The organism is Streptomyces sp. NBC_00250, assembly GCF_036192275.1.
In the GTDB taxonomy this organism is placed as follows: domain Bacteria; phylum Actinomycetota; class Actinomycetes; order Streptomycetales; family Streptomycetaceae; genus Streptomyces.
Genome location: NZ_CP108088.1, coordinates 6,212,039 through 6,236,698, shown reverse-complemented (window position 1 = coordinate 6,236,698; position 24,660 = coordinate 6,212,039). Strand labels below are relative to the sequence as shown.

Sequence of the window (24,660 nt, the reverse complement as noted above, 5' to 3'; positions counted from 1 at the left end):
GGAGTGCGGTGAGCGCTGGCGCGGCGCACGCTGGAGGCAATTCGTCTCGCCGGACCGCGGCCTTCCGAACGGCGGCCGCGGCCCGTCACGACCGGCAGGAGATCGGCGATGAAGGACTCCATGGTGACCCTGGCGGTGGACTACCCGCTGCTGAACATGTTCTGGACCATGCTGATGATCTTCCTGTGGATCCTCTGGTTCATGCTGTTGTTCCGCATCATCGGCGACATCTTCCGCGACGACGACCTGGGCGGCTGGGGCAAGGCGGGGTGGACCGCCTTCGTCATCCTGCTGCCGTTCCTGGGCGTGTTCGTCTACCTGATCGCCCGCGGGCGCTCCATGGGCGAGCGCGAGCTGAACCGGATCCGCCAGAACGAGGAGCAGTTCCGCACCTACGTGCGCGACACCGCCGGGAGCGGCGGCAGCCAGGCGGACGAACTGGCCCGGCTCGCCGAGCTCAAGAACAGCGGTGCGATCACGGAGGCCGAGTTCGCGCAGGCCAAGGCCAAGGTCCTCGCGAGCTGACCGGGTCCGGCCGGAGCACCGAAGCACGATACCGGCGCGGGGTGCGCGCCCATGATCCTCGACCTGCTCCTCATCGGCGTGGCGATCACGCTCTACCCCTTGCCGGTCATGGCCTTCGTGCTGGTCGTGTCCGCGCCCCGCGGGGTGTACAAGGGGCTGGCCTTCATCGTCGCCTGGCTCGCCTGCCTGGTGGCCGTGATCGCCATGGTCCTGGTCTTCACGGGCGGGAATCCCCCCGCGCCCCGCTCCGCGCCCTCGCTCGCGGCGCTCGTGGCCACGCTGGTCATCGGCGTGAGCCTGATCTTCTACAGCGAGCACAGGCGTCGCCGAAGCCGCGGTGATGCCGCCCCCCTCCCCTCTGCCTCGCCCTCCGCCTCCTCTCCCGCCCCCACCCCCTCTCCCGCGTCCTCGTCGGCCGAGGGTGAGGGGCGGTCCACCGGTTCCGGGCGGTCGCTGGCCTCCCGGATGGACCAGGCCACCGGATGGTCGGCGGCCGGGCTCGCCGTTCTCCTGCAGCCCTGGGGAATGGTCAGCGCCGCGGCCGCCACCGTCGTGAAGGCCGACCTCGCCCACACCCAGTCGTTCCTGGCCCTCCTCGGCTTCTGCGTCCTCGCCACCTCCAGCCTGCTGGCCATGGAGCTGTACATGGTGTTCGCGCCGGAGAAGGCACAGCGCGACCTGACGCGCCTGCGCGCGTGGCTGACCCGCCACAAGGACCAGGCGATCGTCCTCACCTGCCTCCTGCTCGGGCTGTGGCTCGTCGCCCGGAGCCTGTACCAGCTCACGGGATGAGCCCCCGGCCCAGGGGCAGTTCCCGTCCGCCATGGGATGTCGGATCCGCCACCCGGGATCAGAATGGGCGATACATCACATACCTCCCGGATCGGAGACGTCCCATGAAGGACCTCAAGTTCGAGCAGAAGCGCTCGATGTCGCGCCTCGAAGCGGCCGACCAGCTCACGGCGCTCGCGGCGGCACTGAGGGAAGGCGGGGAAGTCGACCTGGAATTCGGCCTCGGGACGCTGACCCTGAACATTCCCGAGGACCTCCGCACCGAGTTCGAGGTCGAGGTCGGCAGCGGGGAGATCGAGCTGGAGATCGAGTTCAAGTGGCCGACCGCACGGAGCCGGAAGGCCCGGGAGGCGGAACCGGAGACGAAGTCCGCACCGGCCGGGAAGGCTCCGGCCGCGGAACCGGCGAAGGCCGCGCCGAGGAGGAAGAGCGCGCCCGCGAGGGCCGGTCGTACCGGCGCCGGCACGAAGCGGAGCAGCGCCGGTACGAAGAAGAGCACGGCCGGTACGAAGAAGAGCACGAGCGCCGGGCCGCCCGCCGCGAAGAAGGCCTGAGCGAAGCCGAGGGAGGGCCGTCCATGGCGGAGACCGACGCCCGACCGGTGGAGTCCGACAGCGGGGAGCAGCCCCTGGAGGCGGACCGGCTGCGTGACCTGCTCCTCGCTCCCGGCTATCTCAAGATCCTCGCCTTCTCCGCCGTCGTCGGCGTCCCGGTCTCGCTCGTCGCGTTCTGGTTCCTCGCCGGGCTGCACCAGCTCGAACACCTCGTGTGGGCGGATCTGCCGCACGAACTGGGCTGGGACGCGCCGCCGTGGTGGTGGCCGCTCCCCCTGCTCCCGATCGCGGGAGTGGTCGTCGGGCTGGTCGCCGCCCGACTGCCCGGTGGCGGCGGGCAGGTACCCGCGTCCGGCCTGCACGCCGGCGGGGCCGCGCCGATCACTCTGCCGGGTGTCCTGATCGCCGCCACCGCGAGCCTGCCGCTGGGCGCCGTGCTGGGACCGGAGGCACCGCTGATCGCCCTGGGCGGCGGCCTGGCCCTGCTCTTCCGCAACCTCACACGGGGTCCGGCGACCCCGCGGACCACGGCGCTGCTGGGCGCGGCCGGAGCCGCGGCCGCCATCGCGGCGATCTTCGGCAACCCGCTGATCGCCGCGGTGCTCCTGATGGAGGTGGCCGGGGCCGGCGGGCCACAGCTGTTCGCGGTCATGCTTCCCGCCCTGCTGTCCAGCGGCGTCGGGGCCCTGGTCTTCACCGGCTTCGGACACTGGACCGGCCTGGAGACGGGCAGCCTCAGCCTCCAGCTGCCCATGCCCTTCCCCCGTTTGGACGCGGGGGACGTGCTCTGGACGATCCCGCTCGCCGTCGCCGTCGCCGTCTTCCTGCACCCGGTCCTGGCGGTCGCCCGGCGGGTCGCCGCCCTCGTCGCCAAGGGAGTGGTCGGCCGCACCACGCTGTGCGCCGCCGCGGCGGCGGCCTGCGCGGCCCTCTACGCCCTGATCACCGGCCGCACCCCGACCGACGTCGCCCTGTCGGGCCAGGCCACCCTGGGCGAGCTGGCCGCCGACCCGCACGCCTGGGGGGTGGGAGCGCTGGTCGCCGTCCTGCTCTTCAAGGGGGCCGCGTACGCCCTCTGCCTGGGCAGCCTGCGCGGCGGCCTGGTCTTCCCCGCCCTCTTCCTGGGAGCCGCCGCCGGGGTCCTGCTGGCCCCGCTGCCCGGCCTGGGCCTGATCCCGGGCCTGGCGGGCGGGATGGCGGCCGCCACGGCAGCCACCCTGCGACTGCCGGTCAGCAGCGTGGTCCTGGTAGCCCTCCTGCTGGGCGGCACGGCGATGATGCCCGTCGTGATCCTCGCGGCGGTGATCGCCTTCGTCACGACGGAACTGCTGCCGAGGCATGCTTCATCCGGGTGACCCGATCCGGGTGACCCGAGCCTTTCGGACCGTCCCCTGAACCCCTGCGCGCCGGGCGCCGGGCGCCGGGCGCTGGGCCCGTTCGGCTTGATTCAGGCCAACTCGGCTCCGTGTCTGGCATGTTCGAGTCTCACGGGGGCGCTCGTCAGCGGGCTAGGGTTCCGAGGCCGCGCGGCGCCGCTCGCGCGGCACGACTCACACCCGGCGCAGCCGACAAGGACGTAGAAATCCGGCGCGGTGTGCGGCGTGTCACACCCGGAAGCCGTGGGATCGCCGTGGGATCATCGTCGTGGTTTCACACCCACGTTCCACCTGAAACCCCAGGTCGAGAAGGTCGGGGACCGGCCCAGCAGGCCACGGGCGCCCGTTTCGCCACACGATGCGAGGCGATCACCCCGCGCGAAACCACCCCTCCGGGGCGTTTTCGCAGGTCAGAACGTTTTTCTTCGGTGGGGCGGGTGGGACTCGAACCCACGGCCGACGGATTATGAGTCCGCTGCTCTAACCGGCTGAGCTACCGCCCCGTACGTGAGGCGCGTACATGTGTGCGCGCCGTCTGCCGCAGCATAGCCGCTCATACGATCTCCTGCTCCGGAAGATCGGCTCTGCTCGACCATGAAGACCGCGTCGCGCGCCGCATGGTTCCCCGAGACGCGAAAAAGGACCCCGAAGGGTCCTCTTTCGTTCTGCTCCCCCGACTGGACTCGAACCAGTAACCCTCCGGTTAACAGCCGAATGCTCTGCCAATTGAGCTACAGGGGATCGCGCTCCCCCGACTGGACTCGAACCAGTAACCTGCCGGTTAACAGCCGGCTGCTCTGCCAATTGAGCTACAGGGGATTGCTGCGTTGCACCGAACGTACCCAGTCCGGCTGAACCGGGAGGGCGCTCGCTCGCTGCGAGACATACATTAGCGCAAGCAGGGGGGTGCTCCGCCAATCGGTATCGCCGCGGGCACCGCCTGGGCACCGCGGTGCATCAGGGAAGCTCTCCAGGGAAGGTGGTGGCCATGCGATACAAGCTGACGTTCGTCGTAGGACTCGCCCTCGGTTACGTGGTCGGCACGCGGGCCGGACGCGAGCGCTACGAGCAGATGAAGAAGTCCGCGAGGGAGTTCGCGCAGAACCCGGCCGTGCGCAACGCCGCCGAGTCCGCCGCCCAGACCGGGCGGCAGGTCGCGGGCAAGGCCGCGCACGCCGTGGGCGACAAGGTGGGCGACCGGCTGCCGTCCTCCGTGACCGACCGGTTCCAGGCGCTGCGCGGGCGCGGCGCGGCCAACGGGAAGGTCGAGGAAGACGAGTGGGGCACCAGCAACACCTGAACCGCCCCGCGTGCGGCAGAATCATGTGTCATGGGGATAGTCGCAGGACTCGACAGCTCAGCGGAGTTCACACGCATCGTCGTCTGTGACACGGACACGGGTGCCGTACTGCGGCAGGGATACGCCCCTCACCCGGGCGAACCCAAGGCCGTGGACGTCGACCCGCAGACCTGGCTGCTCTCGCTCGGGGAGGCCGCCACCGGCGGGCTCCTGGAGGGCGTGCAGGCCATCGGCGTGTCCGCGCAGCAGCACGGACTCGTACCGCTCGACGCGCAGGGCGGCCTGGTGCGGCCCGCGCTCGTCCGCAACGACAAGCGGGCCCAGGTCGCCGCCGCCGACCTCGTCGAATCCCTCGGCGGACGTCAGGCCTGGGCCGAGGCCGTCGGCTCCGTGCCCGGCGCCGGGCAGCCGGTCGCCAAGCTGCGCTGGCTGGCCCGCACCGAACCCGAGCACGCCCGGCGGATCGCGATGGTCCTCCAGCCGCACGACTGGCTGGTGTGGCAGCTCCTCGGCCGGCCCGCCCGGCGCACCACCGACCGCGGCGCCGCCTCCGGCACCGGCTACTGGTCGGCCCGCACCGGCACGTACCGCCCCGACCTCGTCGAGCTGGCCCTCGGCCACCAGGCCGTGCTGCCCGAGGTCCTCGGCCCGGCCGACGCGGCCGGCACCACGCCCGAGGGGCTCCTCATCTCCGCCGGTACGGGCGAGACGATGGCCGCCGCGCTGGGCCTCGGGCTCGGCCCCGGCGACGCGGTGGTCTCGCTCGGCGCCTCCGGCTCCGTGATGGCCGTCCACCACGAGGCCCTCGCCGACCCCGGCGGCATGATCACCTCCTTCGCCGACGCCACCGGCATGCACCTGCCCGTCGTCCACACCTCCAACGCGGTACGGGCGCTGCGCGGCACCGCCGAGATGCTGGGCGTGGACTCGCTCGAAGAGCTGTCCGCGCTGGCCCTGAAGTCGACGCCGGGCGCCTCCGGGCTCGTCCTGCTGCCCTATCTGGAGGGCGAGCGGACCCCGAACCTGCCGCACACCGCGGGCACGCTCAGCGGGCTGCGGCGCGAGTCGATGAAGCCCGAGCACCTGGCGCGGGCGGCGTTCGAGGGCATGCTCTGCGCGCTCACCGACGCCATGGACGTGCTGCGCGGGCGGGGCGTCGAGGTGCGCCGGGTCTTCCTGCTCGGCGCCGCGGCGGCCCTTCCGGCGGTGCAGGCGCTCGCGCCCGCGCTGTTCGGCGCGCAGGTCGTCGTTCCGCAGCCGGCCGATTACGCGGCGCTCGGTGCGGCCCGACAGGCCGCCTGGGCGCTCGGGGTGGCGCGGGGCACGCTGTCCCCTTCGACTCCCCCGGCCTGGCAGGGCGCGGCCGCACAGATCCTGGAGCCGGGCGAGGACCTGTCCGCGGGCCAGGCGGTCCGGCGGCAGTACGCGGCGACCCGGGACCAGCTCCACCCGGGTGCGTTCGGTTCGTGACCCCGCCCCGGGCCCGGCCACGGGCCCGGCGCCGTACCTCGGGCGTCCGTTCGTAAAGTCTTCCCCAGGCCTCGTCCCGCACCCCAAAACCGAGTCGTAACGTCCAGGGCGTGCGGGCGATAGTGGAGCCGTGCTCATAAGACTTCTCCGAACCCACCTCGCGCCCTATCGAAAACCCATCGCACTGCTCGTGCTGCTGCAGTTCCTGCAGACCTGCGCGAGCCTCTACCTGCCGACCCTGAACGCGGACATCATCGACAACGGTGTCGTCGACGGGGACACCGGATACATCCTGCGCTTCGGTGCCCTGATGGTCGGCGTCTCCGTCGTCCAGGTCGTCTGCAACATCGGGGCCGTGTTCTACGGCGCCCGCACCGCGTCCGCGCTGGGCCGGGACGTGCGTGCCGCCGTCTTCGACCGGGTGCAGTCGTTCTCCGCGCGGGAGCTGGGGCACTTCGGCGCGCCCTCGCTGATCACCCGTACGACCAATGACGTGCAGCAGGTCCAGATGCTGGTCCTGATGGCGTTCACCCTGATGGTCTCCGCGCCCATCATGTGTGTCGGCGGCATCGTGATGGCCCTCGGCCAGGACGTGCCGCTCTCGGGCGTGCTGCTCGCCGTGGTGCCGGTCCTCGCGATCTCGGTCTCCCTGATCGTCCGGAAGATGCGGCCGCTCTTCCGGACGATGCAGGAGCGGCTGGACACGGTGAACCGGGTGCTGCGCGAGCAGATCACCGGCAACCGGGTGATCCGGGCGTTCGTGAAGGACGAGTACGAGGAGGAGCGGTTCCGCGGCGCCAACGCGGAGCTGACCGACGTGTCGATGGCGACCGGCCGGCTGATGGCGCTGATGTTCCCGGTCGTGATGACCGTCGTGAACATCTCCAGCGTGGCGGTCGTCTGGTTCGGCGCGCACCGCATCGACAGCGGCGGGATGCAGATCGGCGCGCTGACCGCGTTCCTCGCCTATCTGATGCAGATCGTGATGGCGGTCATGATGGCCACCTTCATGTTCATGATGGTGCCGCGGGCCGAGGTCTGTGCCGAGCGCATCGAGGAGGTCCTCGCGACCGAGTCCAGCGTGGTGCCGCCGGTGAAGCCGGTGACCGAGCTCGACCGGCGGGGGCATCTGGAGGTCAGGAGCGCGGACTTCCGGTACCCGGGTGCGGAGGAGTCGGTCCTCAAGGACGTGGCGCTGGTCGCCCGGCCCGGTGAGACGACCGCGATCATCGGCTCGACCGGCAGCGGCAAGTCGACCCTGCTCGGCCTCGTGCCCCGGCTCTTCGACGCGACCGGCGGCGAGGTCCTCGTCGACGGCGTCGACGTGCGCGAGCTCGACCCGACGCTGATGGCGAAGACCGTGGGACTCGTGCCCCAGAAGCCGTACCTCTTCTCGGGGACGGTGGCGACGAACCTCCGGTACGGGAAGCCCGACGCGACCGATGAGGAGCTCTGGCACGCCCTGGAGGTCGCCCAGGCCGCCGACTTCGTACGGAACCTCGAAGCCGGCCTGAACGCGCCCATCGCGCAGGGCGGCACCAACGTCTCCGGCGGCCAGCGGCAGCGGATCGCCATCGCGCGGACCCTGGTGCAGCGCCCGGAGATCTATCTCTTCGACGACTCGTTCTCCGCGCTCGACTACGAGACGGACGCCCTGCTCCGGGCGGCACTCGCCCGGGAGACGGCCGACTCGACGGTCGTGATCGTCGCCCAGCGGGTCTCCACCATCCGGGAGGCCGACCGGATCGTCGTCCTCGACGAGGGCCGTGTCGTCGGCACCGGACGGCACCAGGAGCTGATGGCGGACAACGAGACGTACCGGGAGATCGTCCTCTCCCAGCTCACCGAGGCGGAGGCAGCCTGATGGCCGGTCCTGGCGGACGCATGATGGCCGGTGGCGGCCCCGACCAGCGGTCGATGGACTTCAAGGGCTCGGGCAAGCGGCTGCTGAAGCAGCTGGCGCCCGAGCGCGGTGCGCTCTGGGTGATGCTGATCGCCGGTGTGCTGTCGGTGGCGGCCTCCGTGGTCGGCCCGAAGATCCTCGGCAAGGCGACCGACCTCGTCTTCGCGGGCGTCATCGGGCACCAGTTCGAGGGCGGCACGAAGGCGGAGGCGATCGAGCGGGTGCGGGCCGGGGGTGACTCCGGCATGGCGGACATGCTGACCGGGGTCGACTTCACTCCGGGGCAGGGGATCGACTTCTCCGCCGTCGGCGACGTGCTGCTCGTGGTCCTCGGCGTGTACGTGGCGGCGGGCCTGCTGATGCTGGTCTCCACCCGGATGTCGATCAAGGTGATCAACCGGACGGTCTACCGGATGCGGGAGGACGTCCAGACCAAGCTGGCGCGGCTCCCCCTGTCGTACTTCGACAAGGCCAAGCGCGGCGAGGTGCTGTCGCGGGCGACCAACGACATCGACAACATCTCGCAGACCCTCCAGCAGTCGATGGGCCAGCTGATCAACTCGCTGCTCACCATCGTCGGCGTGCTCGCGATGATGTTCTGGATCTCGCCGCTGCTCGCGCTCGTGGCGCTGGTGACGGTGCCGGTCTCGGTCTTCGTCGCGGCGAAGATCGGCAAGCGCTCGCAGCCGCACTTCGTGCAGCAGTGGAAGTCCACGGGCACGCTCAACGCGCACGTGGAGGAGATGTACAGCGGGCACAACCTGGTGAAGGTCTTCGGCCGGCAGGAGGAGTCCGCGAAGGACTTCCGCGAGCAGAACGAGGCGCTGTACGAGGCCGGGTTCAAGGCGCAGTTCAACAGCGGCGTGATGCAGCCGGTGATGTTCTTCGTCTCGAACATCAATTACGTCCTGGTGGCCGTGGTCGGCGGTCTGCGGGTGGCGAGCGGCACGCTCTCCATCGGCGACGTGCAGGCCTTCATCCAGTACTCGCGCCAGTTCTCGATGCCGCTGACGCAGGTCGCGTCGATGGCGAACCTGGTGCAGTCGGGCGTCGCCTCGGCCGAGCGGATCTTCGAGCTGCTCGACGCCGAGGAGCAGGAGCCGGACGCACCGGCCGACGAGCTGGGGGCGTCCCCGGCCGACGGCTGGAGGACGGCCGACCTCAAGGGGAAGGTCGCCCTGGAGGGCGTCTCCTTCCGCTACGAGGCCGACAAGCCGCTCATCGAGGACCTGTCGCTCACGGTGGAGCCGGGCCAGACGGTCGCGATCGTCGGCCCGACGGGCGCCGGCAAGACGACCCTGGTGAACCTGCTCATGCGGTTCTACGAGGTGACGGGCGGCCGGATCACCCTCGACGGGGTGGACATCGCCACGATGTCCCGGGAGCAGCTGCGGACCGGGATCGGCATGGTCCTCCAGGACACCTGGCTGTTCGGCGGCACCATCGCCGACAACATCGCGTACGGCGCCACGCGCGCGGTGACCAGGGCGGAGATCGAGGAGGCGGCGCGGGCCGCCCACGCCGACCGGTTCGTCCGCACCCTGCCCGACGGCTACGACACGGTCATCGACGACGACGGGGCGGGGGTCAGCGCGGGTGAGAAGCAGCTGATCACCATCGCTCGGGCGTTCCTGTCCGACCCGGTGATCCTCGTCCTCGACGAGGCCACCAGCTCGGTCGACACCCGTACCGAGGTCCTCATCCAGAAGGCGATGGCCCGACTGGCCCACGGGCGTACGTCGTTCGTGATCGCGCACCGGCTCTCCACGATCCGGGACGCGGACGTGATCCTGGTGATGGAGAACGGCTCGATCGTCGAACAGGGCACGCACGAGGAGCTGTTGTCGTCCGGCGGGGCCTACGCCCGTTTGTACGCGGCGCAGTTCGCGCAGGCGGTCGCGGAGGTCGACTGACCGGGCATGTGACCCATGCCGCATGATGTGCGGCATGGGTCACATAGCCAATAATCCCTGGGTGCCCTCGGTCACCCTGCGCGTGGACGCCGAGGGCGTGGAGCTGGCGGCGCTGCTGCTCGGTACGGACGGCCGGGTCCGGGGGGACGCGGACATGGTCTTCGAGGGGCAGCCGGTCCATCCGTCGGGTTCGGTCCGGCACGAACCGGTGGCGCTGGTCCTCGAATTGAGCGAGGTGGAGGCGGCGGTCGAGCGGATCGTCGTCGCCGGGTCTGCGGGGGCCGGCGTCCTGTCGGTGGTCGCCCCGGACGGGAACGCCGTCGCCTCGTGCACGGTGACGGGTGCGCCGGACGCGGCGGCCGTCGCCTTCGCCGAGTTCTTCCGGGAGTCCGGCGGCTGGAAGTTCGCGCGGATCGGGCAGGGGTACGCCTCCGGGCTCGCCGGACTCGTCACGGAGTACGGCGTCGAGGTGGCGGAGGAGGAGCCGGCAGCCGCCGGGCCCGTACCGCTGACCGGGGTCGTGAAGGTGCCGGGCCAGGCGCCGCCCACGGGTGGCGGGCCCGCCGCCGGGGAGCCGGTCGGGGCGCCCGCCGCGGGAGCGCCGGCCGCGGGGACCGTCGCCGCGGGGCCGGTCGCGACGCCCGCCCCCGGGGGGACGTTCCCGCCGGCCGACCGGCCGTACGAGCTCGTCGAGGGCTGGGAGTTCGGCCCCGTCTTCGAACCCTTCGTCGCCGAGGGCTTCGGCAATGACGTGATCGCCCTCGACGACCGGGTCGGGGACGGCCCCGTCCTCGTCGAGGTCGCGCAGGAGGGCCGGGGGTACCTGGGCCTCTTCACGCTCGACCGGCGCAACAGGGACGAGAGCGACTTCCTCCTGAACGACCTCCTGCCCGAGTTCCGGGGCAGCACGTTCGCCCGGGTTCCCCAGGGCAGGCAGCTGCGCATGCGGCTCGACGCCGAGAACCGCTGGATCCTGCGGGTGATGCCCCTGGCCGCCGCCCGCCGCCTGGAGGGAACGCTGCACGGCTACGGCCCCGAGCTGCTGCTCTACCTCGGCAACGGGGCGGACCTCCGGGTGGACGTCCAGGGCAGTCCGGAGGACGGTCGCGGCTACGTCGGCATACAGAGCTACGGGGTCGAGGGGCGCACCGGTGGGCGCCTGCCCCACATGGACCTGCTCCTCAACGAGATCGGGCCGCTCCGGCAGACCGTTCCGGTCCCGCGGGGACCGCAGCTGCTGCACCTCCGTTCCGAAGGCGCGTGGACGTTCACGGTCCAGGAGCTCGACTAGTCGAGATACCCCCGCAGTTGGTCCGCGTACGCGTGGTCCCGGAGTTTGCTGAGGGTCTTGGACTCGATCTGGCGGATGCGTTCGCGGGTCACGCCGAAGAGGCGTCCTATCTCCTCCAGGGTGCGGGGCCTGCCGTCGTCGAGACCGTAGCGGAGCTGGACGACCTTGCGTTCGCGTTCGCCGAGGGTGGAGAGGACGTCCTCCAGGTGGCGGCGGAGCAGCAGGAAGGCGGCGGACTCGACGGGTGAGGCGGCGTCGCCGTCCTCGATGAGGTCGCCGAGGGCGACGTCGTCCTCCTCGCCGACGGGGGCGTGCAGGGAGACCGGTTCCTGGGCGAGGCGGAGCACCTCGCCGACCCGCTCGGGGGCCAGGTCCAGCTGGGCGGCGACTTCCTCGGCGGTGGGTTCGTAGCCGCGTTCCTGGAGCATGCGGCGCTGGACGCGGATGACCCGGTTGATGAGTTCGACGACGTGCACGGGGACGCGGATGGTCCGGGCCTGGTCGGCGAGGGCCCGGGACATCGCCTGGCGGATCCACCAGGTGGCGTACGTGGAGAACTTGTAGCCGCGCGCGTAGTCGAACTTCTCGACGGCCCTGATGAGGCCGAGGTTGCCCTCCTGGACGAGGTCCAGCATGGTCAGGCCGCGGCCCACGTACCGTTTGGCGACGGAGACGACGAGGCGGAGGTTGGCCTCGATCAGCTTGCGTTTGGCGATCCGTCCCAGGACGACGAGCCGGTCCAGGTCACCCGCCAGCCGGGAGTCCAGGTCGGGGGTGTTGGCGAGTTTCTCCTCGGCGAACAGACCCGCCTCGACGCGGCGGGCGAGTTCGACCTCCTCCTCGGCGGTGAGCAGCGGGATGCGGCCGATCTCGCGGAGGTACTGGCGGAAGAGGTCGGACGAGGGGCCGCTGCCGCCTGGATCGGGGCGCCGGCGCTGGGGCGGGACCACTGTCTCCTCCGCGGCCTCGGCGGGTTCTGCCTGGTCCTGCGACACGGTCTGGGTCTGCACGGCGGGCGACCTCCAGGGGGGTGATCGCTGCCGGTCCGGGGGCGTAGGGCAGCGGGACGACACCGTTACCCAGTGTGGGGTACGACACAGTGCACCCACGAGGGGCGTGCGGTGACTTTTTGAGACCGGGGCGTGACTGACCGTACGTCAGAGGGCGGCGGCGCCGTTGTTCCGCAGGGACTGGCCGTACTGGGTGAGGACCCAGAGTTCGTTCTGGACGGCGGCGAGCTGTTCGGGGTCGCCCTGGGCGCCGAGGCGGGCCAGGGTGCCCTGGACGTCGCGGATGCGGCGGTCGACGGCGCGGAGGCGGACGGTGACGAGCTGGTCGCCGGCGTAGGCCTCGTCGACGTTCTTGGCGAAGATCGTCTCGACGGCGAGTTCGGTGACGAGGGCGCGCACGGTGTCGTTGGGCGCGGCCTCGCGGACGGTGTCGAGGTAGTCGGAGGGGGCGCCGGTGGCGCCGCCGGCGTCGTGGACGCACTGGCGGACGGCCGCGTACGGCGGGGCGGTGAACTCGTCCGCGCCGTAGGCGTCGAAGGCCGGGGAGACGAGTTCGGGGCGCTGGAGGGCCAGCTTGAGGAGTTCGCGCTCGGTGCGGTGGGCGGGGCTGCGCAGGTTGAGCGCGGGCCCGGAGGACGCCGTGGCCGGGGCTCCGGTGTCGTAGCCGCGCTGCGGGGTCTGCTGCTGCGCGGGGCCCTTGCCGCCGCGGTCGCGGGCCCAGCGGGCGAGCTGGGCGACCCGCTTGACGACGAACTGGGTGTCGAGGATGCCGAGCATGCCGGCGAGCTGGACGGCGACCTCGTGCTGCGCGCCGATGTTCTTGATGCGGGCGACGACGGGGGCGGCCTCGTCGAGGGCGGCGGCGCGGCCGGCCGGGGTCTCCAGGTCGTAGCGCTTCACGATCTGGCGGAGGGCGAACTCGAAGAGCGGGGTGCGGGGCTCGGCCAGTTCCGCGACGGCCGCGTCGCCCTTGGCGAGCCGCAGGTCGCAGGGGTCCATGCCGTCGGGGGCGATGGCGATGTACGTCTCGGCGGCGAACTTCTGGTCGTCCTCGAAGGCGCGCAGGGCGGCCTTCTGGCCGGCGGCGTCACCGTCGAAGGTGAAGATGACCCGGGCCGAGCCGTTGTCCATGAGGAGCCGGCGGAGGATCTTGATGTGGTCGCCGCCGAAGGCGGTGCCGCAGGTGGCGATGGCGGTGGTGACCCCGGCGAGGTGGCAGGCCATGACGTCGGTGTAGCCCTCGACGACGACGGCCCGGCTGACCTTGGCGATGTCCTTCTTGGCCAGGTCGATGCCGTAGAGCACCTGGGACTTCTTGTAGATCGGGGTCTCGGGGGTGTTGAGGTACTTGGGCCCGTTGTCGTCGTCGCGGAGTTTGCGCGCGCCGAAGCCGACGATCTCACCGCCGACGTCCTTGATCGGCCACATGAGGCGGCCGCGGAAGCGGTCGATGGGGCCGCGGCGGCCGTCCTGGGAGAGCCCGGAGAGGATCAGTTCCTTGTCGGAGAAGCCCTTGCCGCGCAGGAAGCGGGTGAGGTGGTCCCAGCCGGCCGGGGAGTAGCCGACGCCGAAGTGCGCGGCGGCGGCCTGGTCGAAGCCGCGCTCGGCGAGGAACTTGCGGCCGATCTCTGCCTCGGGCGAGTCGAGTTGGTCGATGTAGAACTGGGCGGCGACCTTGTGGGCCTCGACCAGGCGGATGCGCTCCCCGCGCTGGTGGCCGGGGTTGTAGCCGCCTTCCTCGTACCGCAGGGTGATGCCCGCCTTGGCGGCGAGGCGCTCGACCGTCTCCGAGAAGGAGAGGTGGTCGATCTTCATCACGAAGGCGATGGTGTCGCCGCCCTCCTGGCAGCCGAAGCAGTGGAAGAGTCCCTTGCTCGGGCTGACCTGGAAGGAGGGCGACTTCTCGTCGTGGAAGGGGCAGAGACCCTTGAGGTTTCCGCCGCCCGCGTTGCGGAGCTGGAGGTACTCGGACACGACGGCGTCGATCGGGACCGCGTCCCGGACCGCCTTCACGTCGTCATCGTTGATCCTGCCTGCCACGCATGAAGTCTACGTGTGGGCGGGGGTGATCAGATCAGGCTCTCCAGGGGGACGGAGGCGTCGGCGAGGGCGTCCGGGTCCACGGCCGTACGGGCCCGGATGAGCTGCTGGATGGGCTCTGTGACGTCCCACACATTCACGTTCATCCCGGCGAGCACCCGGCCCTCCTTGAGCCAGAAGGCGATGAACTCGCGCTTGCCGGTGTCGCCGCGGACCACGACCTGGTCGTACGTGCCGGGGGGCGCCCAGCCGGAGTACTCCATGCCCAGGTCGTACTGGTCGGAGAAGAAGTAGGGGACGCGGTCGTAGGACACGTGCTGCCCGAGCATGGCGCGGGCGGCGGCCGGGCCCCCGTTGAGGGCGTTGGCCCAGTGCTCGACGCGGAGCCTGGTGCGCAGCAGCGGGTGGTGGGCGGCGGCCACGTCGCCCGCGGCGTAGACGTCGGGGTCGGAGGTGCGCAGGGACTCGTCGACGGCGATGCCGCCGCCGTCGGCCCGGTCGACGAGGGCGAGCCCGGAGTTCTCGGCGAGGGCGGTGCGGGGGGCGGCGCCGATCGCGGCGAGCACGGCGTGCGCCGGGTGCTCCTCGCCGTCGTCGGTGCGGACGGCGAGGACCATGCCGTCCTGGCCGACGATCTCGGTGAGCCGGGCGCCGAAGTGGAAGCGGACGCCGTGGTCGGTGTGGAGGTCGGCGAAGAGCTGGCCGAGCTCGGGGCCGAGGACCCGGTGGAGCGGGGTGGGGTCGGCCTCGACGATGGTGACCTCGGCGCCGTAGCCGCGGGCGGCGGCGGCGACCTCCAGGCCGATCCAGCCGCCGCCGGCGATCACCAGGTGGCCGTTGTCCCGGCCGAGGGAGGCGAGGACCTGGCGGAGCCGGTCGGCGTGGGCGAGCCGGCGCAGATGGTGGACGCCGGCCAGCTCGGTGCCGGGGACGTCGAGGCGGCGGGGCTCGGCGCCGGTGGCGAGGAGCAGCTTGTCGTAGCGGATGACGGTGCCGTCGCCGAGGCGCACGGTGCGGGCCTCGCGGTCGACGGCGGTGACGGACTGCCCGAGGTGCAGTTCGATGTCGTGGCCCGCGTACCAGGCGGCTTCGTGGACGAAGACGCTGTCGCGTTCCTTGGCGCCGGTGAGGTAGCCCTTGGAGAGGGGTGGGCGCTCGTAGGGGTGGTCGCGTTCGTCGCCGATGAGGATCACCCGGCCGTTGAACCCCTCTGCGCGCAGGGTCTCCGCCGCTTTGGCCCCTGCCAGGCCCCCGCCGACGATGACAAAGGTCTGATCTGCGTCGACCACGTCGTTTCCTCCTCTTTGCGACCGCTTCCAACCTACGCCCCCGGGCGTTCGTCGGACCGTTCCGCCTCGGGGCGTGCATGCGAGCGTCCCGCACGGACGGTGGTGACGGAAGAGGGCGACTCGGGAGCGGTCAGGAGCGGTGGGGGCGGAGGCGGGCGTGGAGGGCGCGGGCGGAGGCGTCGGTGAGGGAGGCGATCTGGTCGACGATGACGCGCTTGCGGGCCCGGTCGTCGCGGGCCTGGTCGAACAGGGAGCGGAACTGGGGTTCGAGTCCGTCGGGGGCGCGGGCGACGAGTGCCTCGGCGAGTTCGGCGACGACGATGCGCTGGTCGGCGCGGAGCGCCTCCTGTTCGGCGCGCTGCATCACGTACCGGTCGGCGACGGCCTTGAGGACCGCGCACTCGTTACGGGTCTCCCGGGGGACGACGAGTTCGGCGCCGTAGCGGGTGAGGCGGCCCGAGCCGTACGCCTGACGGGTGGCGCCCTCGGCGGCGAGGCAGAAGCGGCCGATGAGCTGGCTGGTGGCGTCCTTGAGGCGGGCCTGGGCGACGGCCGAGCCGTCGTAGCCGTGCGGCCACCACTCCTGGTCGACGAGCCGGTCGAGGGCTTCGGCGAGCTCCTGCGGGTCGGTGTCCTCGGGGACGTAGCGGCCGATGGCGACGGCCGCGATGTCGGCGCGCTCGGGCTCGGCGAGGAGGAGGTTGGGGTCGATGTGCCCGGCGTGCAGGCCGTCCTCGAAGTCGTGGACCGAGTAGGCCACGTCGTCGGACCAGTCCATGACCTGGGCTTCGAAGCACTTGCGGTCGGCGGGGGCACCGCGCCTGATCCATTCGAAGACGGGCAGGTCGTCCTCGTACACGCCGAACTTGGACGAGCCGGGGTCCTCGGGGTGTCCGCCGCGCGGCCACGGGTACTTGGTGGCGGCGTCGAGGGCGGCGCGGGTGAGGTTGAGCCCGACGCTGACGAGGTCGCCCTCGGCGTCCTTCACGAAGCGCTTGGGCTCGATGCGGGTGAGGAGGCGGAGCGACTGGGCGTTCCCCTCGAAGCCGCCGCAGTCCTTGGCGACGTCGTTGAGCGCCTGCTCGCCGTTGTGCCCGAAGGGCGGGTGGCCCATGTCGTGGGAGAGGCAGGCGGCCTCGACGAGGTCCGGGTCGCAGCCGAGTGCGGCACCGAGCTCCCGGCCGACCTGGGCGCACTCCAGGGAGTGGGTGAGCCGGGTGCGGGGGCTGGCGTCCCAGGCGTGGCCCCGGGTGCCGGGGGTGACGACCTGGGTCTTGCCGGCGAGTCTGCGGAGCGCGGCGGAGTGCAGCACGCGGGCGCGGTCGCGCTGGAAGGCGGTGCGTCCGGGGCGTTTGTCGGGCTCGGCGGCCCAGCGGTCGGTCGCGGCGGAGTCGTAGCCGGGGGTGGCGTCGGCGATATCGGCGATGTCGGTGATGTCCGGGCTGCCCTTGGTGTCTGCGCTGTCTGCGATGCCTTCCATGCACCGAAGGTAACCGGAGGGACCGACAGAAGCGCTCAGACGGCGGCGAGTTCCCGCGCGAGGGTGGTCGTACGGAGAGCCGTGTCGTAGCGGTGCAGGACCAGGCGGGCGAGGGCCGGGTGCGCGCCGAGGGGGGCGGCGGCGATCCAGGGGGCGTGGGCGGCGGCGCGGGTGGCGAAGAGGCCGGGGGCGGTGAAGCAGGAGGCGACGGCGACCCGGTGGCGCCCCCGGGCGGCGAGGGCGCGGACGGCCTCGGGCACGGTGGGGGCGGCGGCGGAGGCGTACGCGGGGACGACGGGGACTCCGCCGAGCCGCTCGCCGAGCAGGGCCGCGATACGGCGGAGCTCCGCGCCGGAGCGGGGGTCGCGGGACCCGGCGGAGGCGAGGACGACCCCGGCGGCGCCGGAGGTCCCGTCCTCGGGGGCCCAGCCGGCGTCCGCGAGCCGGTCGGCGAGGGCCTCGACGAGCAGCGGGTGGGCACCGAGCGGCTCGGCGACGCGGGCGCGGAGTCCGGGCACGGCGGCGAGGGCGGCGGGCAGGTCGTGGGTGACGTGGTGCCCCGGGGCGAAGAGCAGGGGGACGAGCAGGGCGTCGCGGCCCTCGGCGGCGAGCTCGGTGAGGGTGGTGTCGAGCAGCGGGGTGTTCAGCTCGATGTGCGCGAGCCGTACGTCGAGCCCGGGCCGCAGTTCGCGGACGCGTTCGAGGAGGCGGCCGAGGGTGGCGCGGGCGCGGGGGTTCCGGCTGCCGTGGCCGACGGCGACGAGGGTGGGTGCGGTCATGGGCGGTCTCGGCGGCGGGAGGTGGCCGAGCTGCTCGCCGAGCTGCTCGGTGATCCTGCCGAGCAGCCCGGCGGCGGTGGCGTACGTGCTGTCCGGCTCCGTCATGCACCGATCCTGCGGGTCGCAGGTTGCCTGCCCGTTGCGCGGGGGTCACGACTGTTTTCCGTGCTCTCACGCGGGTGTTTCCGTGACCTCACGCGCGTGCCCCGCCGGATGTCAGGCATCCGGCGGGGCACGCGCGGTGTCAGGCGTCGAGCCAGACGCGGAGCGGGCCGGCCTCCTGGAAGCCGGCGGCGAGGGCGGCGGTCAGGTCGTCTCCGGACTCGTAGCCGACGACCGGGCGGTCGTCGGGGACGGCGGCGAGGACGCCCGCCCACACGGAGGACTGGGGGGTGTCACCGGTGGTGAAGACGTTGGAGACGCCGGTGACGCGGGCGCTCGCGCTGAGGACGGCCCCGCCCAGGATCGTGCCGTCGGCCGCCCGGTACACGAGCACGGTGGTCGCGGGGTCGTCGAGGAGTTCGGGGCGGAAGAGGGCCGCTTCGTCGACGTCGCCGTCGCTCCAGGCGAGGGCCCAGGCGGCGAGCTCCTCCGGGGTGCGGACGGCGCTGTGTCCCGCGGTGACCGGGAGGCCCGGGAGGCCCGCCGGGCGGTGGATCCAACTGGCCTCGAAGAGGAGGCGGAAGCCTTCGGCCGTGAGGTCGAGGCGGGCGTAGCTGTCCTTCACCGAGGCACCGGGGGTGGTGCGGTCGATGCCGTTCAGGACGTCCTTGACGTCCGCGTCCTCGGTCAGCGTCACCGCGTCCGGGTAGTAGAGCGGGGTGCGGCGGGTGCTGGTCCAGGCGCGGGGGCCGAAGCTGCCGGGGTGGCCGTGGGCGGCACACATGGCCTGGCACCACTCGGCGTTGTTGCGGACGGCATCGATGATCATGCGCGGATCGTACGGTCGGTTCTTCTTTTCCTCTCCTTATTTCTTCCACTCTTCCGCTTCACGGAATATCTTTTCCACTATGAGAATGTCCCCGCCCGCGCTCCCCCGGCGCGTCGCCGCCGAGTTCATCGGAACCGGCTCCCTCGTCGCCGTCATCGTCGGCTCCGGCATCCGCGCCGACTCACTGAGCCAGGACATCGGCGTCCGACTGCTCGCCAACGCCGCCGCCTCCGCCATCGGTCTCGGGCTGCTCATCGCCCTCATCGGCCCGCTCTCCGGCGCCCACTTCAACCCCGTCGTGACCCTCTCCGAGTGGTGGTCCCGGCGCCCCGAGCGCGGGGGACGCGAGGCACTCGCCTACATCGGCGCCCAGCTCGCCGGAGCCGTCGCGGGCGCGCTGCTCGCCGAGGCGATGTTCGGGCGGACGCCCGGCGCCTGGGCCACGGAGCCGCGTTCGGCGCTCCATCTCCTGCTCGGCGAGGCCGTCGCCACCGCCGGACTCGTCCTCGTCGTCCAGGGCCTGCGCCACATCGGCCGTCCCGGCCTCGCCCCCGTCGCGGTCGCGGGCTACATCGGCGCGGCGATCTGGTTCACCTCCTCCGGCTCCTTCGCCAACCCGGCCGCCACCGTCGGCCGCTCCCTCTCCGACTCCTTCACCGGCATCGCCCCCGCCTCCGTGCCCGCCTTCGCCGCCGCCCAGCTGCTCGGCATGCTGCTCGGGATGGCCCTGGCCGGTGTGTTGTACGGAACACGCGGGGCGTCCGGTGAACCGAATCCCGCCGATGCGCGTCGGACGAGGTGACAGACCGACACCCGCCCGCACACCCCGGAGGTTCCCGCATGCCGGCACGGCTCACCCGGCTGATCCCCCGCACCACCCGGGCCCGCCGCCGTACCGTCCAGGCCGCGATGCTGGGCGCCGTCCTCGCGCTCACCCCCGTCACCTGGATGCACACCGCCGCCGCCGGGAAGCTCCGTACCACCGCCGACGTGCCCGCCCGGGACGTCGCCGTCGTCTTCGGCGCCGGGCTGTGGAAGGGGCGCCCCACCCCGTACCTCGCGCACCGGCTCGACACGGCCGCCGAGCTGTACCGGACGGGCAAGGTCCGGGTCCTGCTCGTCACCGGCGACAACAGCAGGACCGCATACGACGAACCCAGCGCCATGCGCGCGTACCTCGCCGCGCGCGGGGTGCCGGACGGGCGGATCGTCAGCGACTACGCGGGCTTCGACACCTGGGACTCCTGTGTCCGGGCCAAGAAGGTCTTCGGCGTCGACCGGGCCGTCCTCGTCACCCAGGACTTCCACATCAAGCGGGCCGTCGCACTGTGCGGGCGGGCGGGCGTCGACGCGTACGGCGTCGGGGTCCCCGAACCCCACGACCGCACCTGGTACTACGGCACCACCCGCGAACTGTTCGCCGCCGGCAAGGCCTCCCTCGACGCCGCCCTGCGGCCCGATCCGCAGTTCCTCGGCCCGGAGGAGAAGGGCGTCACCGAGGCTCTGGCCTCACCTCGGAGGCCGTAGCGAACGGAGGGCATGGCACCGCGCCCGTAATGAGCGGTGCCGCCCCGCGTAACACGGCCGACGCACGCTGACCGTATGTCCGAGGTCACCGCCGTACCCACCCACTGCCCCTACTGCGCCCTGCAGTGCGGCATGTCGCTCCGCCCCACCGGCGTCCCGGAGCTGCCCGCCGAGGTGGTCGACCGGACCGACTTCCCCGTCAACCGGGGCGCGCTGTGCGGCAAGGGCCGCACCGCCCCCTCCGTACTCTCCTCCCGGGTCCGGCTCACCGAGCCCCTGGTCCGATGCCCTGACACGGGGGTCCTGACGCCCGCGTCCTGGGAGGAGGCACTCGCCGCCGTCGCCGACGGGCTGCGCCGGACCCGCGCCGACCACGGTCCCGATGCCGTGGGGGTCTTCGGCGGCGGCGGCCTCACCAACGAGAAGGCGTACACGCTGGGGAAGTTCGCCCGGCTCGTCCTCGGCACCTCCCAGATCGACTACAACGGCCGCTTCTGCATGTCGTCGGCGGCCGCCGCGCACGGCAGGGCCTTCGGCCTCGACCGGGGACTCCCCTTCCCCCTGGAGGACATCCCGAAGACCGGCTGCGTGATCCTCGTCGGCTCCAACCTGGCCGAGACCATGCCCCCCGCGCTGCGCTACCTCACCGAGCTGAAGGAGAACGGCGGAAAGCTGATCGTCATCGATCCGCGCCGCACCCGGACCGCCGAACAGGCCGACCTCCACCTCGCGCCGCGCCCCGGCACCGACCTGGCGCTCGCCCTCGGCATGCTGCACCTCGTGGTGGCCGAAGGACGCGTCGACCAGGAGTTCGTGGCAACTCGCACCTCCGGCTGGGAGGCCGCGCGCGCCGGGGCCATGTCCCACTGGCCCGAGCAGGTCGAGCGCATCACCGGCGTGTCGGTGCCCCGGCTCCGGGAGGCCGTCGCCCTGTTCTCCGACGCCGACACCGGCATGGTGCTGACCGCGCGCGGCCCCGAGCAGCAGTCCAAGGGCACCGACACCGTCGGCGCCTGGATCAACCTCTGCCTGGCCACCGGCAAGGCGGGCCGGCCGCTCAGCGGCTACGGCTGCCTCACCGGCCAGGGCAACGGCCAGGGCGGCCGCGAGCACGGCCAGAAGGCCGACCAGCTCCCCGGCTACCGCAAGCTCGACGACCCGGCGGCACGCGCGCACGTGGCCGGGGTCTGGGGCGTGCCCCCCGAGTCGCTGCCCGGTCCCGGGCGGAGCGCGTACGAGCTCCTCGACGCACTCGGCGGCGACGTGAAGTCCCTGCTCCTCATGGGCTCCAACCCGGTGGTCTCCGCGCCCCGCGCCGCCCACATCGAGGGACGGCTGCGCTCGCTCGACTTCCTCGCCGTCGCGGACGTGGTGCTCTCCGAGACCGCCGCGCTCGCCGATGTCGTCCTGCCCGTCACCCAGTGGGCGGAGGAGACCGGCACCATGACCAACCTGGAGGGCCGGGTACTGCTCCGCCGACGCGCCCTCACCCCGCCCGCCGGGGTCCGCAGCGACCTGGAGGTGCTGCACGCGCTCGCCGGACTCCTCGGCTGGGAGAAGGGATTCCCCGCCGAGCCGGAGGAGGTCTTCGACGAGCTGCGCCGGGCCTCGGCCGGCGGTCCCGCCGACTACTCGGGCATCGACTACCGGCGGATCGAGGACGAGCAGGGAGTCTTCTGGCCCTGCCCCGAGACCCCGGAGGGCACCGAGTCCCACCCGGGGACGCCCCGGCTGTTCCTGGACCGGTTCGCGACCCCCGACGGGCGGGCCCGGTTCGTGCCGGTGGTGCACCGCGCGGCGGCCGAGGAGACGGACGCCGAGTACCCCGTCGTCCTCACCACCGGCCGGGTCGTGTCCCAGTACCAGTCGGGCGCCCAGACCCGGCGGGTCGACGAGCTGAACGCGGCGGCCCCCGGCCCCTTCGTGGAGCTCCACCCCCGGGTCGCCGAGCGGCTCGGGGTGGCGGAGGGCGAGCGGATCGCGGTGGTCTCGCGGCGCGGCCGGGCCGTCGCACCGGCCCGGATCACCACCGCCATCCGGCCGGACACCGTCTTCATGCCGTTCCACTGGGCGGGCGAGGGCCGGGCCAACACCCTGGTGAACCCGGCCCTCGACCCGATCTCCCGGATGCCCGAGTTCAAGGTGTGCGCGGTCCGTCTGGAGCGCGCGGGCAACGACACCTAGGGGGTGTCCGGAGGAGCCCTGCCGGCCCGCGGGCCGGGCGCGGCTCTCCGGGCGCGGTGTACGCGCCCGTACTCCCCCGGGAGTAACCGGCCCGGCGCACCGCCCCCGGCAGTACCCCCCACCTCGGCCGTCAGCGCGACGCATCGCCCTCCGCGCGGCGGGAATCTGGGATCGACCCGAAGAGGATCGATGAAGGGGGACCCGATGGAGGGCCGTAAGAGGTTCGTCGGCTGGGGGGTGCTGGCCCTGTGGGTGATCGTGCTCGCCCTGGCCGCACCGCTCGCCGGAAAGCTCGGCGACGTACAGCGCGACCGCGCCGTCGACTACCTGCCCGCGAGCGCCGACTCGACGCAGGTCGCGAACATCATGGAGCAGATGCCCGGTGGCGGCTCCACCGACCTCGTGCTCGTCTACCACCGTGACGGCGGACTGACCGCCGCGGACAAGGCCACCGCCGCCCGCGAAGTGCGGCAGGTCGCCGCCGACCACCCGCTCGCCTCGCCGCCGCGGCCCGTCCCCTCCGAGGACGGCACCACCCTCCTGTACGCCGTGTCGAGCACGGAGCCCGGTACGGACGAGGCGGCCAGAGACGCCTTCGTCCACGACGTCCGCGCGACCGTGAGCGGCGAGGTCGGCGGCCCGGGCGCGCTCGCCACCGACGCGAGCGAGGTCTACAACTCCCTCGACGGCCCGCTCCTCTACACGACCGTCGCCGTCGTCGCGATCCTCCTGATCGTCATCTACCGCAGCCCGTTCCTCTGGCTCGTCCCGCTGGCCGTCGCCGGTGTCGCCGACTTCCTCTCCATGGCCGTCACCTACGCCCTGCACCAGGGCTTCGACATCAGCGTCTCCGGCCAGAGCACGGGCGTCATGACGATCCTCGTCTTCGGCGCGGGCACCGACTACGCGCTGCTCCTCGTCTCCCGCTACCGCGAGGAACTGCGCCGCGTCCCCCGCCCGTACGACGCCATGGCCGCCGCGCTGCGCGGCTGCGGCCCCGCCGTCCTCGCGTCCTCGGGGACCGTCGCCCTCGGCATGCTCTGTCTGCTCGCCGCCGACATGAACAGCAGCCGGGGCATGGGGCCCACGGCCGCCGTCGGTGTCCTGTGCGCGCTCATCGCGATGATGACGCTGCTCCCCGCCCTGCTCGTCGTCCTCGGGCGCCGGGTGTTCTGGCCCCTGATCCCGGCGTACGGAAGCGAGCCGAAGGCCGCGCGCCGTTCGCTCTTCGCCGCCATGGGCTCCTCCGCCGGACGGCGCCCCCTCGCCGTCCTCCTCGCGGGCGCCGCCGCCCTGGCCGCTCTGGCGCTCGGTGCGCTGAACCTGCCCGGAGCCCTCAAGCAGGAGGACTCGTTCAGTTCCACCCCGGAGGCGGTCGCCGCGATGAAGACGCTGGCCGCCGCGTACCCGGAGCTGGGAACCCAGCCCGTCACCGTGGTCGCCCCGACGGACCTGGTCCCCCGGGCGCTGCGGACCGCGCTCGCGACCGACGGCGTCGCGAAGGCCGAACGCGGCCGCAGCGGCGGCGGCTGGACGGAGATCTCCGTCATCGCCGCGCACCCGCCGCAGTCCGCGGCCGAGACCGCGACCATCGAGGAACTGCGGACCGCGCTCGGCGACGGCGTGTACGTCGGCGGGCCCAGCACGGAACAGCTCGACATGAGCGACACCAGCGCGCGCGACCGGAACATCGTCGTCCCGCTCGTCATCGTCGTCGTCCTGATCGTGCTGGTCGTGCTGCTGCGCAGCCTCGTCGCACCCCTGGTCCTGGTCGCCGCCGTGGTCGCCGTCTGGGGCGCGGCCCTCGGTATCGGCGGTCTCGTCTTCGAGGGCCTCTTCGGCTTCGGGGGCACCGACCCCGGCCTCGCCCTGCTCTCCTTCGTCTTCCTCGTCGCCCTCGGCGTCGACTACGGCATCTTCCTGATGCACCGGATGCGTGAGGAGTGCCTGGACGGTGCCGAGCCGGGTGCCGCGGCCCTCACGGCCCTGCGGACGACCGGCGGGGTGATCGCCTCGGCGGGACTCGTCCTCGCCGCGACCTTCGCGGTGCTCGTCAACATGCCGATGGTGCAACTGGCCGAGCTCGGCTTCGTGATCGCGGTCGGTGTCCTGCTCGACACCTTCCTCGTCCGCACCTATCTCGTCACCAGCGCGAGCGTGCTGCTCGGCCGGAAGGTGTGGTGGCCCGGCCCGCTGGCCAGGACGCCTGCGCCGACGGCGGGTTCAGGATCCGGGCGGGAGCCCGTACGGGTCTGATCGAGGACGGCCGAGGGGCTCCACGCACTGTCAGGAGCCC

At 72.4% G+C, this 24,660-nt stretch carries 19 protein-coding genes and 3 tRNA genes; 13 read left to right on the top strand and 9 right to left on the bottom strand.

Annotated features, from left to right (window positions below; genetic code table 11):
• The first annotated feature begins 108 nt into the window (after nucleotides 1-108).
• From OG259_RS28170 to OG259_RS28155, 4 genes are all read left to right on the top strand, one after another.
• Nucleotides 109-525: an SHOCT domain-containing protein gene (locus OG259_RS28170; protein WP_328944794.1), complete on the top strand. Its 417-nt coding sequence runs from the start codon at nucleotides 109-111 to the stop codon at nucleotides 523-525.
• Between the two features lie 51 nt (nucleotides 526-576).
• Nucleotides 577-1,317: a GAP family protein gene (locus OG259_RS28165; protein WP_328944793.1), complete on the top strand. Its 741-nt coding sequence runs from the start codon at nucleotides 577-579 to the stop codon at nucleotides 1,315-1,317.
• A gap of 104 nt (nucleotides 1,318-1,421) precedes the next feature.
• On the top strand, nucleotides 1,422-1,871 hold the full coding sequence (locus tag OG259_RS28160; protein ID WP_328944792.1) for an amphi-Trp domain-containing protein: 450 nt from the start codon (nucleotides 1,422-1,424) through the stop codon (nucleotides 1,869-1,871).
• Nucleotides 1,872-1,894: 23 nt separating this feature from the next.
• On the top strand, nucleotides 1,895-3,226 hold the full coding sequence (locus tag OG259_RS28155) for a chloride channel protein (protein ID WP_328944791.1): 1,332 nt from the start codon (nucleotides 1,895-1,897) through the stop codon (nucleotides 3,224-3,226).
• A gap of 450 nt (nucleotides 3,227-3,676) precedes the next feature.
• Here the strand turns inward: OG259_RS28155 and OG259_RS28150 are convergent.
• From OG259_RS28150 to OG259_RS28140, 3 genes are all read right to left on the bottom strand, one after another.
• Nucleotides 3,677-3,750, bottom strand: a tRNA-Ile gene (locus OG259_RS28150).
• Between the two features lie 165 nt (nucleotides 3,751-3,915).
• A tRNA-Asn gene (locus OG259_RS28145) sits at nucleotides 3,916-3,988 on the bottom strand.
• A 5-nt stretch (nucleotides 3,989-3,993) separates the two neighbouring features.
• Nucleotides 3,994-4,066 (bottom strand) — tRNA-Asn (locus tag OG259_RS28140).
• A 169-nt stretch (nucleotides 4,067-4,235) separates the two neighbouring features.
• Between OG259_RS28140 and OG259_RS28135 the strand changes: the two genes are divergently transcribed.
• The 5 genes from OG259_RS28135 (at nucleotide 4,236) to OG259_RS28115 (ending at nucleotide 11,124) form a co-directional block, all read left to right on the top strand.
• A complete protein-coding gene (locus OG259_RS28135) occupies nucleotides 4,236-4,547 on the top strand; it encodes a YtxH domain-containing protein (protein ID WP_266891598.1) in 312 nt (103 codons plus the stop codon).
• Between the two features lie 30 nt (nucleotides 4,548-4,577).
• Nucleotides 4,578-6,017, top strand: coding sequence for an FGGY family carbohydrate kinase (locus tag OG259_RS28130; protein ID WP_328944790.1), 1,440 nt, complete (start codon nucleotides 4,578-4,580; stop codon nucleotides 6,015-6,017).
• A 130-nt stretch (nucleotides 6,018-6,147) separates the two neighbouring features.
• Complete coding sequence (locus tag OG259_RS28125) at nucleotides 6,148-7,881, top strand: ABC transporter ATP-binding protein (protein ID WP_328944789.1); 1,734 nt, start codon at nucleotides 6,148-6,150, stop codon at nucleotides 7,879-7,881.
• On the top strand, nucleotides 7,881-9,833 hold the full coding sequence (locus tag OG259_RS28120; RefSeq protein ID WP_328944788.1) for an ABC transporter ATP-binding protein: 1,953 nt from the start codon (nucleotides 7,881-7,883) through the stop codon (nucleotides 9,831-9,833). Before OG259_RS28125 ends, OG259_RS28120 begins: the two co-directional genes overlap by 1 nt.
• Nucleotides 9,834-9,867: 34 nt before the next feature.
• Nucleotides 9,868-11,124, top strand: coding sequence for a TerD family protein (locus tag OG259_RS28115; protein WP_328944787.1), 1,257 nt, complete (start codon nucleotides 9,868-9,870; stop codon nucleotides 11,122-11,124).
• On the opposite strand, the gene OG259_RS28110 is transcribed toward OG259_RS28115, so the two are convergent.
• From OG259_RS28110 to OG259_RS28085, 6 genes are all read right to left on the bottom strand, one after another.
• Nucleotides 11,121-12,074: an RNA polymerase sigma factor gene (locus OG259_RS28110; RefSeq protein WP_328947195.1), complete on the bottom strand. Its 954-nt coding sequence runs from the start codon at nucleotides 12,072-12,074 to the stop codon at nucleotides 11,121-11,123. The genes OG259_RS28115 and OG259_RS28110 overlap by 4 nt on opposite strands.
• 207 nt (nucleotides 12,075-12,281) lie before the next feature.
• Nucleotides 12,282-14,174, bottom strand: coding sequence for a DNA primase (gene dnaG / locus OG259_RS28105; RefSeq protein WP_328944786.1), 1,893 nt, complete (start codon nucleotides 14,172-14,174; stop codon nucleotides 12,282-12,284).
• A 29-nt stretch (nucleotides 14,175-14,203) separates the two neighbouring features.
• Complete coding sequence (locus OG259_RS28100; protein ID WP_328944785.1) at nucleotides 14,204-15,463, bottom strand: NAD(P)/FAD-dependent oxidoreductase; 1,260 nt, start codon at nucleotides 15,461-15,463, stop codon at nucleotides 14,204-14,206.
• A gap of 130 nt (nucleotides 15,464-15,593) precedes the next feature.
• On the bottom strand, nucleotides 15,594-16,943 hold the full coding sequence (locus tag OG259_RS28095) for a deoxyguanosinetriphosphate triphosphohydrolase (RefSeq protein WP_328944784.1): 1,350 nt from the start codon (nucleotides 16,941-16,943) through the stop codon (nucleotides 15,594-15,596).
• A 35-nt stretch (nucleotides 16,944-16,978) separates the two neighbouring features.
• Nucleotides 16,979-17,827 (bottom strand): sirohydrochlorin chelatase, encoded by an 849-nt coding sequence (locus OG259_RS28090; protein ID WP_328944783.1) that lies wholly within the window; start codon nucleotides 17,825-17,827, stop codon nucleotides 16,979-16,981.
• Between the two features lie 139 nt (nucleotides 17,828-17,966).
• Entirely contained in the window at nucleotides 17,967-18,653 is a 687-nt protein-coding gene (locus OG259_RS28085; RefSeq protein WP_328944782.1) for a hypothetical protein, read from the bottom strand.
• A 79-nt stretch (nucleotides 18,654-18,732) separates the two neighbouring features.
• Between OG259_RS28085 and OG259_RS28080 the strand changes: the two genes are divergently transcribed.
• The 4 genes from OG259_RS28080 (at nucleotide 18,733) to OG259_RS28065 (ending at nucleotide 24,620) form a co-directional block, all read left to right on the top strand.
• Nucleotides 18,733-19,455, top strand: a complete 723-nt coding sequence (locus tag OG259_RS28080) for an aquaporin (RefSeq protein WP_328944781.1) — start codon at nucleotides 18,733-18,735, stop codon at nucleotides 19,453-19,455.
• A gap of 38 nt (nucleotides 19,456-19,493) precedes the next feature.
• Nucleotides 19,494-20,180 (top strand): SanA/YdcF family protein, encoded by a 687-nt coding sequence (locus tag OG259_RS28075; RefSeq protein ID WP_328944780.1) that lies wholly within the window; start codon nucleotides 19,494-19,496, stop codon nucleotides 20,178-20,180.
• 75 nt (nucleotides 20,181-20,255) lie between these two features.
• Nucleotides 20,256-22,364: a molybdopterin oxidoreductase family protein gene (locus OG259_RS28070; RefSeq protein ID WP_328944779.1), complete on the top strand. Its 2,109-nt coding sequence runs from the start codon at nucleotides 20,256-20,258 to the stop codon at nucleotides 22,362-22,364.
• Between the two features lie 189 nt (nucleotides 22,365-22,553).
• Nucleotides 22,554-24,620, top strand: coding sequence for an MMPL family transporter (locus OG259_RS28065; protein WP_328944778.1), 2,067 nt, complete (start codon nucleotides 22,554-22,556; stop codon nucleotides 24,618-24,620).
• The last annotated feature ends 40 nt before the right edge of the window (nucleotides 24,621-24,660 follow it).